The 16,173-nt window shown below is 60.3% G+C and carries 16 protein-coding genes; 9 read left to right on the top strand and 7 right to left on the bottom strand.

Annotation, left to right across the window (positions count from 1 at the left end; genetic code table 11):
* The first annotated feature begins 1 nt into the window (after nucleotide 1).
* Nucleotides 2-1,129 carry an acyl-CoA dehydrogenase gene (locus AC07UI_RS04570; RefSeq protein WP_494991362.1) on the top strand — a complete coding sequence of 376 codons (1,128 nt, stop codon included), beginning with the start codon at nucleotides 2-4 and terminating at the stop codon, nucleotides 1,127-1,129.
* Between the two features lie 38 nt (nucleotides 1,130-1,167).
* Nucleotides 1,168-1,941 (top strand): enoyl-CoA hydratase, encoded by a 774-nt coding sequence (locus AC07UI_RS04575; protein WP_494991363.1) that lies wholly within the window; start codon nucleotides 1,168-1,170, stop codon nucleotides 1,939-1,941.
* A 96-nt stretch (nucleotides 1,942-2,037) separates the two neighbouring features.
* Here the strand turns inward: AC07UI_RS04575 and AC07UI_RS04580 are convergent, their stop codons facing one another.
* Together AC07UI_RS04580 and AC07UI_RS04585 are read right to left on the bottom strand one after the other, a co-directional pair.
* Nucleotides 2,038-3,189 carry an acyl-CoA dehydrogenase family protein gene (locus tag AC07UI_RS04580; protein ID WP_494991364.1) on the bottom strand — a complete coding sequence of 384 codons (1,152 nt, stop codon included), beginning with the start codon at nucleotides 3,187-3,189 and terminating at the stop codon, nucleotides 2,038-2,040.
* A gap of 3 nt (nucleotides 3,190-3,192) precedes the next feature.
* Nucleotides 3,193-4,299: an enoyl-CoA hydratase/isomerase family protein gene (locus AC07UI_RS04585; RefSeq protein WP_494991365.1), complete on the bottom strand. Its 1,107-nt coding sequence runs from the start codon at nucleotides 4,297-4,299 to the stop codon at nucleotides 3,193-3,195.
* Between the two features lie 458 nt (nucleotides 4,300-4,757).
* Between AC07UI_RS04585 and AC07UI_RS04590 the strand changes: the two genes are divergently transcribed.
* From AC07UI_RS04590 to astA, 7 genes are all read left to right on the top strand, one after another.
* A complete protein-coding gene (locus AC07UI_RS04590; protein WP_494991366.1) occupies nucleotides 4,758-5,537 on the top strand; it encodes a transporter substrate-binding domain-containing protein in 780 nt (259 codons plus the stop codon).
* A gap of 108 nt (nucleotides 5,538-5,645) precedes the next feature.
* Nucleotides 5,646-6,338 (top strand): ABC transporter permease, encoded by a 693-nt coding sequence (locus AC07UI_RS04595; RefSeq protein ID WP_494991721.1) that lies wholly within the window; start codon nucleotides 5,646-5,648, stop codon nucleotides 6,336-6,338.
* Nucleotides 6,335-7,045, top strand: coding sequence for an ABC transporter permease (locus tag AC07UI_RS04600; protein WP_494991367.1), 711 nt, complete (start codon nucleotides 6,335-6,337; stop codon nucleotides 7,043-7,045). Before AC07UI_RS04595 ends, AC07UI_RS04600 begins: the two co-directional genes overlap by 4 nt.
* A gap of 78 nt (nucleotides 7,046-7,123) precedes the next feature.
* On the top strand, nucleotides 7,124-7,885 hold the full coding sequence (locus AC07UI_RS04605; protein ID WP_494991368.1) for an ABC transporter ATP-binding protein: 762 nt from the start codon (nucleotides 7,124-7,126) through the stop codon (nucleotides 7,883-7,885).
* A 12-nt stretch (nucleotides 7,886-7,897) separates the two neighbouring features.
* Nucleotides 7,898-8,377 carry an Lrp/AsnC family transcriptional regulator gene (locus AC07UI_RS04610; RefSeq protein WP_090322115.1) on the top strand — a complete coding sequence of 160 codons (480 nt, stop codon included), beginning with the start codon at nucleotides 7,898-7,900 and terminating at the stop codon, nucleotides 8,375-8,377.
* A 264-nt stretch (nucleotides 8,378-8,641) separates the two neighbouring features.
* Nucleotides 8,642-9,604, top strand: a complete 963-nt coding sequence (gene ctlX / locus AC07UI_RS04615; RefSeq protein WP_494991369.1) for a citrulline utilization hydrolase CtlX — start codon at nucleotides 8,642-8,644, stop codon at nucleotides 9,602-9,604.
* A complete protein-coding gene (astA, locus tag AC07UI_RS04620) occupies nucleotides 9,601-10,635 on the top strand; it encodes an arginine N-succinyltransferase (protein WP_494991370.1) in 1,035 nt (344 codons plus the stop codon). Before ctlX ends, astA begins: the two co-directional genes overlap by 4 nt.
* A gap of 48 nt (nucleotides 10,636-10,683) precedes the next feature.
* On the opposite strand, the gene AC07UI_RS04625 is transcribed toward astA, so the two are convergent.
* The 5 genes from AC07UI_RS04625 to AC07UI_RS04645 form a co-directional block, all read right to left on the bottom strand.
* Entirely contained in the window at nucleotides 10,684-11,391 is a 708-nt protein-coding gene (locus AC07UI_RS04625) for an HPP family protein (RefSeq protein WP_494991371.1), read from the bottom strand.
* Between the two features lie 148 nt (nucleotides 11,392-11,539).
* On the bottom strand, nucleotides 11,540-12,712 hold the full coding sequence (locus AC07UI_RS04630; protein WP_494991722.1) for an MFS transporter: 1,173 nt from the start codon (nucleotides 12,710-12,712) through the stop codon (nucleotides 11,540-11,542).
* A gap of 271 nt (nucleotides 12,713-12,983) precedes the next feature.
* On the bottom strand, nucleotides 12,984-14,351 hold the full coding sequence (locus tag AC07UI_RS04635) for an MmgE/PrpD family protein (RefSeq protein ID WP_494991372.1): 1,368 nt from the start codon (nucleotides 14,349-14,351) through the stop codon (nucleotides 12,984-12,986).
* Nucleotides 14,348-15,235 carry a polysaccharide deacetylase family protein gene (locus AC07UI_RS04640; RefSeq protein ID WP_494991373.1) on the bottom strand — a complete coding sequence of 296 codons (888 nt, stop codon included), beginning with the start codon at nucleotides 15,233-15,235 and terminating at the stop codon, nucleotides 14,348-14,350. The genes AC07UI_RS04635 and AC07UI_RS04640 overlap by 4 nt, the downstream gene beginning before the upstream one ends.
* Nucleotides 15,228-16,076 carry a polysaccharide deacetylase family protein gene (locus AC07UI_RS04645; RefSeq protein ID WP_494991374.1) on the bottom strand — a complete coding sequence of 283 codons (849 nt, stop codon included), beginning with the start codon at nucleotides 16,074-16,076 and terminating at the stop codon, nucleotides 15,228-15,230. The genes AC07UI_RS04640 and AC07UI_RS04645 overlap by 8 nt, the downstream gene beginning before the upstream one ends.
* Between the last annotated feature and the right edge of the window lie 97 nt (nucleotides 16,077-16,173).

The raw sequence follows: 16,173 nt of genomic DNA on the forward strand, positions 1-16,173 counted from the left end.
TATGCTCCCGACTGACGAACAACTACAGATCAGCGACGCGGCCCGGCAGTTTGCCCAGGAACGGCTGAAACCGTTCGCCGCCGAGTGGGATCGTGAACATCGCTTCCCCAAGGAAGCCATCGGCGAGATGGCCGGACTGGGCTTCTTCGGCATGTTGGTGCCGGAGCAGTGGGGCGGTTGCGACACTGGTTACCTGGCCTACGCCATGGCCCTGGAAGAAATCGCCGCCGGTGACGGCGCCTGCTCGACCATCATGAGTGTGCACAACTCGGTGGGTTGCGTGCCGATCCTTAAGTTCGGCAACGATCAACAGAAAGAGCAATTCCTTAAACCATTGGCCAGCGGCGCGATGCTGGGTGCCTTTGCCTTGACCGAACCCCAGGCCGGCTCCGACGCCAGCAGCCTGAAAACCCGTGCCCGGTTGAACGGTGATCACTACGTACTCAACGGCTGCAAACAGTTCATCACCTCCGGGCAAAACGCCGGCATCGTGATTGTGTTTGCAGTGACTGATCCGAGTGCCGGCAAGCGCGGTATCAGCGCGTTTATCGTCCCCACCGATTCGCCTGGCTATAAGGTCGCGCGGATCGAAGACAAGCTCGGTCAGCACGCGTCGGACACCTGCCAGATTCTTTTCGAAGACGTGAAAGTACCGGTCGCCAACCGCTTGGGTGAGGAGGGTGAAGGCTACAGAATCGCGCTGGCCAACCTCGAAGGCGGGCGTGTGGGTATTGCCTCGCAATCGGTGGGCATGGCCCGCGCAGCTTTTGAAGCCGCGCGCGATTACGCCCGCGAGCGGGAAAGTTTCGGCAAGACGCTGATCGAGCATCAAGCCGTGGCTTTCCGCCTGGCGGACATGGCCACACAGATCGCTGTCGCCCGGCAGATGGTGCATTACGCGGCGGCCCTGCGTGACAGCGGCAAACCGGCGCTGGTGGAGGCGTCGATGGCCAAGCTGTTCGCTTCGGAAATGGCTGAAAAGGTCTGCTCCTCGGCGTTGCAAACCCTCGGTGGCTATGGCTACCTGAACGACTTTCCGCTGGAGCGCATTTACCGCGACGTGCGCGTCTGCCAGATTTACGAAGGCACCAGCGATATTCAGCGCATGGTCATTTCACGCAATCTTTGACTCTGTATCTCTACTCTTTCTAAGGCAGGAGCCCATCCATGAGTTATGAAACGATTTTGCTGGAAGTTCAGGGCCGGGTTGGCCTGATCACGCTCAACCGCCCGCAAGCCCTGAATGCTTTGAATGCGCAGATCGTCAGTGAGCTGAACCAGGCGCTGGACGGCCTGGAAGCCAACCCCGAGATTGGCTGCATCGTGCTCACAGGATCGAAGAAGGCCTTCGCCGCGGGTGCCGACATCAAGGAAATGGCCGAGCTGACCTATCCGCAGATCTACCTCGACGATCTGTTCAGCGACAGCGACCGAGTGGCCAACCGTCGCAAACCGATCATCGCCGCGGTGGCCGGTTTCGCCCTCGGTGGTGGCTGTGAGCTGGCGCTGATGTGCGACTTCATTCTGGCCGGCGATAACGCCAAATTCGGCCAGCCGGAAATCAACCTCGGTGTATTGCCGGGTATGGGCGGCACCCAGCGTCTGACCCGCGCCGTGGGCAAGGCCAAGGCGATGGAAATGTGCCTGAGCGGGCGCTTGATCGATGCGGTGGAAGCCGAGCGCGCCGGAATCGTGGCGCGCATCGTACCGGTGGATGAGTTGCTGGATGAAGCGCTGAAAGTTGCAGCGGTGATTGCTGGCAAATCCCTGCCGATTGCGATGATGGTCAAGGAAAGCGTGAACCGCGCCTTTGAAGTCAGCCTGTCCGAAGGCGTGCGTTTCGAACGCCGGGTGTTCCATGCGGCGTTCGCCATTGAAGATCGCAGAGAAGGGATGGCCGCGTTTATCGCCAAGCGCGAGGCGCAGTTCAAGGGTAAGTGATGTAGAAGATTCACCGACGCCATCGCGGGCAAGCCTCGCTCCTACAGGTTACTAAATCCCGTAGGAGCGAGGCTTGCCCGCGATGCTTTTCAGCCTTCAGATCTGATAGTTCTTCAACTCTCGCGCAATCACCATTCGCTGAATCTCGCTCGACCCTTCATAGATCTGCGTAATCCGCGCATCGCGGTAGAAGCGTTCTACCGGGTAATCCTCCAGATAGCCGTAGCCACCGTGGATCTGAATGGCCGAAGAGCAGACCTTTTCGGCCATCTCCGAGGCAAACAGCTTGGCCTGTGAGGCTTCGGACAGGCAGGGTTTGCCGGCACTGCGCAGACGCGCCGCGTGCAGGATCAGCAAGCGGGCGGCATTCAAACGGGTGTGCATGTCCGCCAGCAGGTTGGCGATGCTCTGGTGCTCGATAATCGGCTTGTCGAACTGCACCCGATCGCGCGAATAAGCCAGCGCCGCTTCGAATGCCGCACGGGCGATGCCCAAGGCCTGGGCGGCGATGCCGATACGACCGCCTTCAAGGTTGGACAGGGCAATCGCCAGCCCCTTGCCGCGCTCACCCAGCAGGTTCGCTTCAGGAATGGTGCATTGGTTGAGGGTCACGGCGCAGGTGTCGGAGGCACGGATGCCCATCTTGTGTTCAGTTCGGTCGACGATAAAGCCCGGGGTGTCGGTGGGCACCAGAAACGCCGACAGGCCTTTCTTGCCCAGATGCGCATCGGTGACTGCGAAGACGATAGCCAGTTTGGCCCGTTTGCCGTTGCTGACAAATTGCTTGGCGCCATTGATCACCCACTGGCCGTCGCGCAGCTCGGCGCGGGTGCGCAGGTTATGGGCCTCGGAGCCGGCCTGGGGTTCGGTCAGGGCGAAGCAGCCGATGGCTTGTCCGCTGGCCAGGTCCGCCAGCCAGGTCTGTTTCTGCTCCTCAGTGCCGTAGTTGAGGACCGGCCCGCAGCCCACCGAGTTGTGGATGCTCATCAAGGCACCCGTCGCGCCGTCGCCAGCGGAGATTTCTTCCACTGCAAGGGCGTAGGCGACGTAGTCGACATAGGTGCCGCCCCATTCCTCGGGGACCACCATGCCGAGCAAACCCAGCTCGCCCATCTTCGCCACCAGCGCATCATCGATCCAGCCAGCCTTTTCCCACGCCTGGGCGTGGGGCGCGATTTCACGGCGGGCAAAGTCCCGGGCCATGTCGCGGATCATGACTTGCTCTTCACTCAATTCAAGGTCGTGCATGGCTCAGCTCCCACTCATGTCGAAACCGCTGAAGAAACTCGCGACATGCTCGCCATCGAGGGCTTGCAGGGTCGGCGGGTTCCAGCGCGGGTTCTTGTCTTTATCGATCAGCAAGGCGCGCACGCCTTCGATCAGGTCACCACGTTCGAACCACTGACGGTCCAGATGCAGTTCCAGGGCAAAGCACTCTTCCAGGCTCAGCTGGCGACCGCGCCGCAGCATCTCCAAGGTTACGCCCATTGCCAGCGGCGAGCGGCTTTCCAGCAGAGTGGCGGTGGCAAGGGCCCACTCGTGGCTGTCGGCAACCGTGACTTCGCGTAATTGCTCGACGATGCTCGGCACATCGGGCAGGGCGAAGAAGTGGTCGATGGCCCCACGCAAGGCGTGCAACGGTGCGTCGGGCAGTTGCTGCACGGCAAGTGCAGCCAGTAGACCTTGCAGGTCCTTGAGCGGTGTTTCGTGCCACTCCAGGTAATCGAGGCGCTGATCCAGCAGGCTCAGCCTGTCGCTTTCCAGGTACCAATCGGCCAATCCACAGTAGAGCGCGTCGGCAGCGCGGATCTGCACGCCACTGACGCCCAGGTAGATCCCCAGCTCGCCCGCAACGCGTGACAGGAAGTAGCTGCCGCCGACATCCGGGAAATAACCGATGGCCACTTCCGGCATCGCCAGACGGCTGCGTTCGGTGACTACCCGCAGATCCGCGCCTTGCACCAGACCCATGCCACCGCCGAGGACGAAACCGTCCATCAGCGCCAGCACCGGTTTGCGGTACTGATGGATGGCCAGGTCGAGGGCGTATTCCTCGACGAAGAAGTCCTGGTGCAGGGTTTGCCCGCTTTTGAAGCTGTCATACAGCGTGCGGATATCGCCACCGGCACAAAAGGCTTTTTCACCGGCACCGCGCAGCACCACCGCATGTACCTGCGGGTCATGGGCCCAGGCATCGAGTTGCTGGTGCAGGCTGCGGACCATGTCCAGAGTGAGGGCGTTGAGGCCGGCGGGGCGGTTGAGGGTCAGGTGGCCGATATGGTTACGGACCTCGGCCAGCACTTCGTTTTGCGTGGCATCCACGGACCGTATCGCCTGGGATGAAACCTGAGCAGTCATCACTAACTCCCTGCTTTTATTGTTCTTTATAGAAGTGTTCGCGCGCGAACGATGCCGGATCGTAACAGTGCAAATTTGCCATGTACAACCCGGATAACTGCAGGTCTGGTGTGCATTTTTGCAGGATAACCCTGTTCATTCGCCCCTTCGAAGGGTGTTATCGCCGGGTAAGTGCCGGAAACGACCGATTCGGCTGTGGAATACCGCTTATCAGCATAGCCGGGCTGTCTGCGCGGGCCGTTACGACACCTGCCCCAAGCATTCTGTTGGCATTCTGGTGTTCCATTTGAAGCCGTCTGCGACAAGGGTTTCAGGGTGGGGGTGTGGCGACGCACCGGTTTAAAACAATAAGAACGCTGTTGCGGTGGATGCCGCATCGACTCTCTGCTCCTGCCCATAAATGTGGCTCGGTCGTGTGCCTGGCCGCGATAAATCCAAATAAATCGGGACTTACGAAGATGAACAAAAAATGGCTGGCCTTACCGGTACTCGCGTTGTTGTTCTGCTCGGCAGGCGCTAGCGCCAAAGAGTGGAAAGAGCTGCGATTTGGCGTCAACCCAAGCTATCCACCGTTCGAATCGACCACCGCCGATGGTGGCGTGCAAGGCTTTGGTGTGGATCTGGGCAATGCAATCTGCGCCGAGCTGAAGCTCAAGTGCGTGTGGGTCAGTAACGACTTCGACGGGCTGATTCCTGCGCTCAAGGCCGGCAAGTTCGATGCGATCGAGTCGTCGATGACGGTAACTGAGGCGCGCAAAAAGCAGATCGATTTCTCCGACCGCCTGTATGCCGGCCCGACCGCCATCGTCACCCGCAAGGATTCCGGTCTTGAACCCACCGCCGAATCCCTCAAAGGCAAGGTCATCGGTTACATGCAGGGCACGATTCAAGAGACCTATGCCAAAGCCAGACTGGCCCCCGGTGGCGTGAAACTGCGGGCCTACCAGAGTCAGGATCAGGTCTACGCGGATCTGGTTTACGGCCGTCTCGATGCGTCGATTCAGGACAAGCTGCAAGCGCAGATGAGTTTCCTGACTTCGCCGCAAGGTGCCGACTTCCAGAACAGTCAGGGCATCAGCGACCCGCTGGTACCGTCGGAAATCGCCATCGGCATCCGCCAGGACAACGACGAGCTCAAAGGCATGATCAACACCGCCATCAAGGCCCTGCATGAAAAGGGCATCTACGCGCAGATCCAGAAGAAGCACTTCGGCGATCTTGATCTCTACAACAACTGATCCTCGCACCGACAGCGCTGTATCGTCCTGTGCGATGCAGCGCCAGGCTGTGGCAATTCAAGACTGGTGACTTGCGTGAATACCTTCCTTCATTTTTTGGGGCTCGATATGTCGGCCCTGCAAGGCTATGGCCCTCTGTTGCTGCACGGCACCTGGGTGACTCTCAAACTGTCTGCACTGTCGCTATTGGTGAGCATGCTGATGGGCCTGGTCGGCGCGGCAGCCAAGCTTTCACCGCTGCGCCTCTTCAACCTGCCGGCGACGTTCTACACGACACTGATCCGCGGGGTTCCCGATCTGGTGCTGATGCTGTTGATTTTCTACAGCCTGCAAGGCTGGCTGAGCAGCCTGACCGAGGCCCTGGGCTGGCCCTACATGGAGATCGACCCGTTCGTGGCAGGCATCATCACCCTGGGGTTTATCTACGGCGCCTATTTCACTGAAACCTTTCGCGGCGCGATTCTCAGCGTTCCGCGCGGTCAGCAGGAAGCCGGTGCTTCATTTGGCTTGAATCGCTGGCAACGTTTTCGCTTCGTGGTATTCCCGCAAATGATGCGTTTCGCCTTGCCCAGCCTTGGCAATAACTGGCTGGTGCTGCTCAAGGCCACGGCGCTGGTGTCGATCATCGGCTTGTCGGACCTGGTCAAGGTCGCTCAGGAGGCCGGCAAAAGCACCTTTAATATGCTGGATTTCCTGCTGCTGGCGGCGGCGCTGTATTTGCTGATCACCAGTGCGTCGAACTATGTGCTGCGCGGGCTTGAGCGTCGTTACAACCAAGGCGTACGGGGGATGACGCGATGATCGAGTTGATTTCGGAATACTGGAAACCCTTTCTCTTCAGTGACGGCTACAACTTCACCGGGTTAGCGATAACCTTGTGGTTGCTCTGCGTGAGCATCGTGCTGGGGTTTTTCCTTTCGCTGCCGCTGGCGATCATGCGGACCTCGCGCTGGGGCCTGCTGCGCTGGCCGGTTCAGCTATTCACCTATGTGTTTCGTGGCACGCCGCTGTATATCCAGCTACTGATTTGCTACAGCGGGATCTACGGCATTGCGGTGGTCCGTTCTCAGCCACTGCTGGAAGCCTTCTTTCGCGATGCGATGAATTGCACCTTGCTGGCGTTCACTCTCAATACCTGTGCCTACACCGTAGAAATTTTCGCCGGGGCGATTCGCAGTATTCCCTATGGTGAAATCGAGGCGGCCCACGCCTATGGCTTGAGTGGCTGGCGTTTGTACTTACGGCTGATCCTGCCTTCGGCGTTGCGCCGGGCACTGCCGTATTACAGCAACGAAGTGATCCTGATGTTGCATGCGACTTCGGTGGCTTTCACCGCGACTATTCCGGACATCCTCAAGGTGGCCCGCGACGCTAACGCCGCGACCTTCATGACTTTCCAGGCGTTCGGCATTGCCGGGTTGCTTTACCTGGCGCTGTCTTTCGGGCTGGTGGGTGCATTCCGCCTGGCAGAGAAGCGCTGGCTGAGTTTTCTCGGTCCGGCTCACTGAGTCATTGCGTGCGGTTGTTCATCTCCATTCTTTCTGTCCAGAGCTGTGCCGATAGCGGTGTGGCTCCAGGAGTGTTTCATGTACAAGCTGACGGTTGAAAATCTGTATAAACGATTTGGTGACAATGAGGTGCTCAAGGGCGTCTCGTTGAAAGCCCGTGCAGGCGATGTGGTGAGCATGATCGGTGCCAGCGGTTCCGGGAAAAGCACCATGCTGCGGTGTATCAACTTTCTTGAACGGGCTGACGAGGGCTCCATCGAGCTGGATGGCGAAGTCATCGCGACGCGGCCGGCAGCCGGTGGCATGCGCGTTGCCAGTCCCGCGCAGTTGCAGCGCCTGCGCACGCGTCTGGCCATGGTGTTTCAGCATTTCAACCTGTGGAGCCACCTGACCGTTCTGGAAAACATTATGCTGGCGCCATGCCGTGTGCTGGGCGTCAGTCGCAAGGACGCTGAGCAAAGCGCTCGTGCTTATCTGGACAAAGTCGGTTTGCCGCAGCGAGTGGCCGAACAGTACCCGGCGTTTCTTTCCGGCGGCCAGCAACAACGGGTGGCGATTGCCCGGGCCCTGGCGGTGGAACCGCAGATTCTGCTGTTCGACGAGCCGACCTCGGCGCTCGATCCGGAGCTGGTGGGTGAAGTACTCAAGGTGATTCAGGCCCTGGCAGAAGAGGGCCGTACCATGCTGATGGTGACCCACGAAATGGGCTTTGCCCGCAAGGTGTCCAGTCAGGTGTTGTTTCTGCATCAAGGCCGGGTTGAGGAGCAGGGAACTGCAGAGATTCTCGACCAGCCACAGAGCGAGCGTTTGCAGCAATTTTTATCGGGTCGTTTGAAGTGAGGCAAGACGTACATGGCGGATATCCGCGATCTGTCGATCGTGCTTGATCGTATCGATCAGGCAATCATTGAGGTGCTGCGCCATGAAGGGCGCATCACCTATCAGAAGCTTTCCGAGCGGGTGCACCTGACTCCCAGGCCGTGCCTGGAACGGGTGCGCAAGCTCGAACAGCTCGGGGTTATCCGCGGTTATGGGGCGATTCTCGACGAAAAGAAACTGACGCCGGGGTTGTCGTTACTGGTGCTGGTGGCGCTTTCGAACCAGAGCGGGCGGGCGGCGCAGAAGGCGTTTGAAGCCAAGGTGCGTGCCTGTCCGCAGGTGCTGGAGTGCCGCCTGATCAGCGGCGCGTTCGACTACAGCCTGCGTATGCGTTGCCGGGACATGGAGCATTACCGGGTGCTGACCGAAGTCTGGTTCGACGACCCGGACTTGCACATCGACAAACTGGTCAGCCATCCCGAGCTTGCGATGGTCAAGACTTCGATGGAGTAAGCCCTACGAAATCATTCCCACGCTCCGCGTGGGAATGCAGCCCGTGACGCTCTGCGTCACAGAAGCGGACGCAGAGCGTCCGATGAGGCGTTACCACGCAGAGCGTGGGAACGATCGATCCAGCGCACATCTTTCCCCGCCGAATCGGCTGCTCACCCCCTCGCTTTCAGCCATTTCCATCACACCGACCCACGTTATCAGCCGGGTTTTCTGCCCGCCAAACCAGACAATGAGTACCTCTTAACCCTCATTGATTCTGTGCCCATGCAAACCACCAATACCGTTTTGATGATTCGCCCGACACGTTTCTCCTTCAATCAGGACACGGCCGCCAACAACCGTTTCCAGCGCCAGGCCGCGCTCGCCGAAGACGTGCAGCTCAAGGCTCTGCGAGAGTTCGATGGCTACGTCGCCGCATTGCGCGAGCAGGGTGTCACCGTCATGGTGCACAACGACAGCGAAGCGCCGCATACCCCTGACTCGATCTTCCCCAACAACTGGTGGAGCAGCCATCCTGACGGCACTTTGGTGCTGTACCCGATGCAGGGCCACAACCGTCGGCTGGAACGGGACAAAGGCGTACTGGAGTGGTTGCGCGACGAGTACCGGGTCGAGCAGATGCTGGACCTCTCGGGCCTGGAACAGCAGGAAGTGTTCCTTGAGGGCACCGGCAGCATGGTTCTCGATCGTCAGCAGCGAATTTGTTACGCCGGTTATTCCACTCGCACCCATGCCCAGGCCTTGAATCAGGTGGTCGACCACCTGGGTTATGAGCTCTGCGCGTTCAACGCGGTGGACCGTCAGGGCGTCGCCATCTACCACACCAACGTGATGATGAGCGTGGGCAGCAGCCTCGCCGTTGTGTGTCTGGAGTCCGTCAGCGATCTGAACGAGCGCTCGGCGTTGCAGTCTCGGCTGGAGGACAGCGGCAAACAGGTCATGGCCCTGAGCTGGGAGCAACTGGAGTCGTTCGCCGGCAACATGCTCGAAGTCCATAACGCGGCGGGCGACCCCTTGCTGGTGATGTCGCGTACAGCCTGGCAATCGCTGGATTTGACGCAACGTCGATTGATCGAGCGTCACGCCACACCGCTGCCGGTGAATATCGACACCATCGAACGCATCGGCGGCGGCAGTGCGCGCTGCATGCTGGCGGAAGTTTTTCTACCTGAGCGTCTGCCTGAACATCAGTCCAACCATCTGGCCTCCAAGGAGCAATCGCGATGATCGTCCGTCCTGCCACAATGGCTGACCTGCCTGCATTATTGACCCTGGCCCACAGTGCGGGCACCGGTTTGACCACCTTGCCGGCCGATGCCGTGCGTTTGCGCCATCGCCTGGAGTGGGCGGAGAAAACCTTCGCCGGCGAGGCCGAACGAGCGGATGCCGATTACCTGTTTGTGCTGGAAACCGAGAGCGGCGAAGCCGTCGGCATTTGTGCGCTGGCCGGTGCCGTGGGCATGCGCGAGCCCTGGTACAACTACCGCCTCGGGTTGTTTGTTGCTGCGTCGAAGAATCTGGGGATCAATCAACAGCTGCCGACGTTGTTTCTGGGTAATGACATGACCGGGCAGTCGGAGCTGTGTTCGTTGTTCCTGCATGCCGGACACCGCAAAGGGCTCAATGGCCGGTTGTTGTCCAAGGCGCGGTTTCTGTTTCTGGCCGAGTTTCGTGAGAAGTTCGGTGAGAAGGTGATTGCCGAAATGCGCGGTTACTCGGATGAAGAGGGTGTTTCGCCGTTTTGGGAAGGCCTGGGGCGGCATTTCTTCAAGATGGATTTTGCCGATGCCGACTACTTGACCGGCCTGGGTAACAAGACCTTTATCGCTGAGTTGATGCCCAAGTTTCCATTGCCAACCTGTTTGCTGCCTGAAGCGGCGCGCTCGGTGATCGGTCGGGTTCACCCCAATACCGAACCGGCGTTGGGCATGCTCAAGGCCGAAGGTTTCGACCATAAGGACTACATCGATATCTTTGACGGCGGGCCGCTGATCGAGTGCGCCACCGGTGACATTCGTGCGGTGCGTGATAGTCAGGTGTTGCAGCTGAGTATCGGCACACCCGGTGAACTCGCAGTGCCCTATCTGATTCACAACCGTCAGTTCGCCAATTGCCGGATCACCGCTGCGCCGGCGCGGGTTGCAGCAGGTACGTTAATTGTCGATGCGCAAACAGCGAAAAGCCTGGGCTTGAGTGCCGGTGCTTCAGTGCGGGCGGTTAGCCTGGCGGTTCCGGCGCAACAACGGTCGGCGGCCTAGGGAACGCAACAATGGAGCCCGGAGCGGGGCTCCATTGATCATCTGCGCTCAGATCCTGCTGACCAGCACCTGGCCGATACTGCGGCGTCTGGCGTGCAGCTCGCTGGCGTGGATCAGTTGTTCAAGGTCTTCCGGGGTCACGTCGAAGAACTCTTGCATGTCTTCCAGCGCACGCCTCAGGTCTTCGGCGGTGATGCCCGCAGTGTCTGTGGGCGGGTGATCGGCCACAATCACCGCGACAGGCTCGTTATGGCTCTTTGGGTAGCGAATCCGCGTCAGGTTGTTATAGGCCAGGGCACTGAGCAGCATGCAAAGCGCGCCAAGCATGACCGGGCCCAGCGCCAGCCAGTCCATGGCGATGGTCGCGGGATCCGCCAGTACCAGCAGCAAGGCCAGCGCCCCGGCCGGTGGATGCAGGCAACGTAACCAGCACATCAGAATCAGCGCCATGCCGGCAGCCAGGCAGGCACTGCCCAGCGTTCGGCCAAGCACGTGGGCCACCAGCAGGGACACCACCGCGGCGGTCAAGTAGCCGCCGAGAATCGACCACGGCTGTGCCAGTGCGCCGGACGACACGGCAAACAGCAGTACCGCCGAAGCCCCCAGTGGGCCGATCAGGTGCAGCGCCACGTCCATCCCGAACACATGCCCGCAGAACCACACACTGAACAAGGTGCCGAGGGACATGCCGATGGCGGCGCGACTCCATTCCGTGGGGCGGGTATTGACGGCGGCAGGTAACCAGCGAGCAAGCATGATGAAGACGATCCAATTGCAGATGGAGGGCAAAAAGAAGGGCTGCCGAGGCAACCCTTTGAAAGTTCCAACATTTGGGGGAGGAACCGGCACAGTGTGCCGATCAATGGAATCGCTGACAAATTCATAATGATGCTGTTTAAATGCATTATTTTTGAAGTGTCGAGACTTTGCGTCCGCTCAAGAAGCACAGCGAACCGCCCATGGCCGTCAAGGCTCCCAAGGCATAGAACATCGTGCCCGGTGCGGAGTGGGTCAGCAAGTAACCGCAGATCACCGGACTCAAGGCGCCGCCCAGGGCTGCGAGGTTTTGCGCGCCGTAATAGCTGCCGCGCAACTCCTCGGGGGCAAGAGTATCGATGAAGAGAAACTCCGCCGGGTAGATGATCATCTCGCCGAGGGTGAAGACAAACATCGCCAGGCACCACGAGGTCAGGTTGTCGGCGTAGCTGAAGCCGATCAGCCCGAGAATGAACAGGCTGCTGCCCACGGCGATCCAGTAGCGCAGTTGCTCACGCTTCAGGAAACGGCCGATCTGATACTGCAACAGGATCACGCTGATGGCGTTGCAGGCGAGGATCGCCGCCATGGTTTCAAGGGCTCTGTGGGAGTTCTGGGTCACCAACAGGTATTGCGAAAGGTACAGGGTGTAACGCCCATGGACGACGGTACTGAGCAGGCAGCCGCAGGTGAACATGATCAGCGTGCGGTCGTTTTTCAGTGTCACCAGAGTGTTGAGAAAACTTTGCGGTTTGTTGGGGGCGGTGCTGGCGTCTGAGGGAATTCCGCGCATCAGGAAGGTGCTGAAAAACGCGATGCCGCCAGCGATCAGGAACGGCGCCAACGGCTGTACACCAGCGATCACCACCCCGAGCATGGGGCCGGTGGCGTAGCCGATATTGGTCAGGGTGTAGCGCAGCGAGAAAACCCTGGCCCGTTGGCCCATGGGCAGGTTTTCGCTGATGATCGCTTTGGAGCCGATCAGAAACAGCGCGGACGCGGTTTCGGTAATCACCAGGGTCAGGGTTGTCAGGTACAGGTTTTCGGCGAAGGTCAGCAGGACGAAACCGATAGCGCTGGATAGCATCGCGAGGATCAGCAACCGGCGCTTTTCCAGGCGATCGATGATGTAACCGCCATAAAGGGCGAGCAGGGTGGCAATGAACACCGCGATGCCCAGCAACAGGCCGACGTCCTGCTGGTTCAGGCCGAGTTTGTTACTCAGGAACAATGTGAGCAAAGGGCTGGTGATGGCGCGGCTGACGACAATGGTCAGCGAGCAGATCATCAAACGGCGGATTACGAGCGAGTAAGTGGCCACGGTGGTGCAGATTTCCTTGTCGTTGATCGTTCCCACGCTCTGCGTGAGAATGCCTCACTGGACGCTCTGCGTCCGCTCTTGAAGTGACGCGCAGCGTCACGGGCTGCATTCCCACGCGGGAGCGTGGGAACGATCAAACCCTATGTAGCAGCTGCCGCCAGGCTGCGTTCGAGCGCGTAGCGGTCGTAAAATGCCATACCGCGATACTGAGCAAATATTGAGTCGCCCGGATTGCGACCGCTTCGCGCTCGAACGCAGGCTTCGCCAGCTGCTACAGGATGCGCGTTTGCCCCGTTAACCCTTTATCCAGCACCCCAACAGATTCCAGTTCCTCAAGCCGCCACAATTGCTCCAGCAACTCTGCGGCCTGTTCTTTGGGCATCACCTGCATCGCCAAACTGTGAAACTTCTCTTGCAGCGCCCCATCGCTCAACGGATTGCCCGGCGCGCCCAATGGCACTTCGACGCAGAGGCTGGCCTGGCGTCCATCCACACAACGCAGCGTGACCACCGGTTCGCCATCCTCTGACAGCTGCGGATCCACATCTAGCTGGATGCGTTGCAGCCAATGCCGGATCTGCGGGGCGCGACGCTGCTCATCATCGTAGGCATCAAGCCGTGCATGGCCATAGACCAGTCGAACAGCGAGGGCGTAGGGCAGGCTCATTTGCGCGGCAGCCAGGGTGCTGATGTCGCGACCGCCGCACATAGCCTTCAAGAAGCCGCACAGGGACACCTGAATGTCTTCCACCTGTTCTGCGCTGACCTGCAACTGCTCAAGCAGCAGGCCCAGGGCATCTATGGCCGAGTGAGTGCCACGGCACGAGGCATAGGGTTTGATCGAGCAACGGGCGAGTTTCCAGACCTGGCCGAGGGCCTCATCCAGTGCCTGGGGCACAGCGCTGTCACCGGCCAGGGTCTTGAGAAAACCACCCCAGACCTCATCGAACAGCTTCGATGGGCCGCTGATGCCTTGCCGGGCAAAACGCGCCGCCAGCAAACCACCTTCGGCGGCACGGCCGCTGTGGAGTTTTTTACTTTGCGAGCCGTCGTGGATAAAGCACCAGAGCCCGCCGCTGAAGCTGCCGGCGATGCCCAGGGCCGACAGCATTTGCGTTTGATCCAGGCCAAGGATTCGCGCACTGGCCGCCGCCGCGCCGAACACCCCGCAGGTGGCGGTCGAGTGCCAACCCGCGCCGTTATGGGCCGAATAGCCGCCGCAGGCTTCGAGAACCCGGCGACCCACTTCATAGCCGATAACCACCGCGGTGATCAGCTCCTGGCCGCTCAATGGTGTCGACCTCAAGCTCGCAGCGGCCATGGCCGCGGGTAGCACCACCGCGCCAGAGTGGTCGCAACCACCGGTATCATCCAGTTCCAGCGCGTGAGCGGCGATGCCATTGAGCATCGCGGCCTGAGTGGCGCCAGTGCGCTGGTGAGTACCCCAGACCAACGCGTTGCCCGGCTCTTGTCCCAGGGTCTGGCATGCGGCACCGACAATCTCGCTTCTGGTCCCGGCCAGTGTCGCGCCGAAGGTGTCGAGGATGTGCCGTTTGGCTTTCTCCACCAGTTCGGGGGGCAGGTCTTCAAAACGGGTCTGGACACAGAAACGCGCCAGCCGCTGCATCCGCTCGCTCATGGCAAGTACGCCCGATAGTGCTGCTCATATACCGCCGCCGGATGGTCCTCGGTCATTGGTGCTGCCGACTCGCTCCACCATTGTGCGACATCCGCCGCAGTGGCGATCCACACGTCATCGTGTTGCTGGATGCCCTTGAGCAGTTCGCGCAGCACCCCGATACGGCCTGGAGTGGCGATAATCTCCGGGTGCAGACGCAGCACGTAGCACAGGCCGAAACGATGAAACCCGGCAAAGTCCATCTGCAGGTTGCCCAGGGTGTGGCTGTAGGAGGCGATCCGCGATTGCGCCGGCGGCACCGCCGGACTGAGGTTGAAGGCAAAGTAGGGCTCGTCCTCGAGTTCATAGTGCAACGGCAACTCGATCACTTGCGGTGCCGTGGGGTGGGCGAACGGCAGATCATCCCCGCGCCAGGACGACGACCAGCGAATACCTTGCGCGTGCAGTGCCTCGACAAATCCAGGCGCCCAGTTGCCGGCCGGAATGCGAAATCCCTGTGGTGGCTTGCCAGTGATATCGGTCAGCGCCTGGCAACCACGAGCCAGTGCAGTGACTTGCTCGGCGAGACTGAGGGTGTCGTAGTTTTCATGGCGGTAACCGGCGCAGGCAATCTCGTGCCCGGCGGCCTGGATCGCGCGAATGTGCCCGGGATTTTCTTGCGCTACGACGCCGGGAATACACCAGCTGCCGGGTACACCCAACTCCTCGAACAAACCCAGCAAGCGATCGACACCGCGCTGGGTGCCGTAGCGCCAGACCGACAGCGTTTTGTCACGCCCGGCGACTTCCGGGGCCTGGGTCAGAATGCCGTGGATGTCGTTGTAGTCCACGGTCAGCACCACGGCGCAACGATAACCTTGTGGCCAAACACTGGACTCAGCCATGGTGATGCTCCTTGAGCCACCAGTGGGCGACATCGCGGCAGGTGGCGAACCACACGTCATCGCGCTGACGCATGTGTTCGAAAAGGCGTTCGAGCAGCAGAATGCGGCCCGGTTTGCCGGTGATTTTCGGGTGGAACAAGGTGGTCAGGCACAGCCCTTCATCGGCGGCGCCATCGAATTCGCGGCACCAGTTGTCCAGCGTCAACTCGTAGCTGGCGGTGCGGTCCAGACCTGAGGGAAAGTGCGGTGCGCGGGTGTAAGCCAGTGAGGCGTAGTCGTCCATTTCCCAGCGTCCGGGGATTTCCACCAATGGCTGTGCATGACCGGGAACCTGCACCAGGTACGGCCGATCATCGCCGCGCATGCTGCTGGAATAGATCACACCGGCTTCCACCAGCATGGCCGGAGTTTCGGCACGCCAGTCGCCGGATGGGGTACGAAAACCTTCAGCACGGATGTTCAGATGCTGCCAGAACACCTCGCGGCATTTGTTCATGACGTCCTGCTGCTGCGCCAGGGTCAGGGTATAGAAGGACTCGTGTTTGTAGCCGTGATACGCCACTTCATGGCCTCGCTCGACAATCGCCTGGCATTGCCTGGGCCAGTTCTCCACGACCCAGGCCGGGACGAAGAAGGTCGTCGGAATCCGGAACTCGTCGAGCAGGTCGAGAATCCGCGGCAAGGCCCGATACGGGCCATACCCGCCGAAGCCGAAATACTCGGGCTTGTGCCAGATCGAGCCATTGAGCATGGCATCGCCGGTGGGACCGTCGAGGTCGAACGCCAGGGCCAGACAGGCTTTGTGGGTGCCGGGCCAGGTCGGTTGCGGCGAGGAGGGCATGGGTGGTGCTCCATTATTTTATTGGTGCCAATGTAGGAGCGAGCTTGCTCCGGGCGGCGTTCCGACGATGGACTCAAGGGCGGCGCGTTCATTCAGA

The sequence above is a fragment of the Pseudomonas sp. GW821-FHT04C07 genome, from assembly GCF_059420325.1.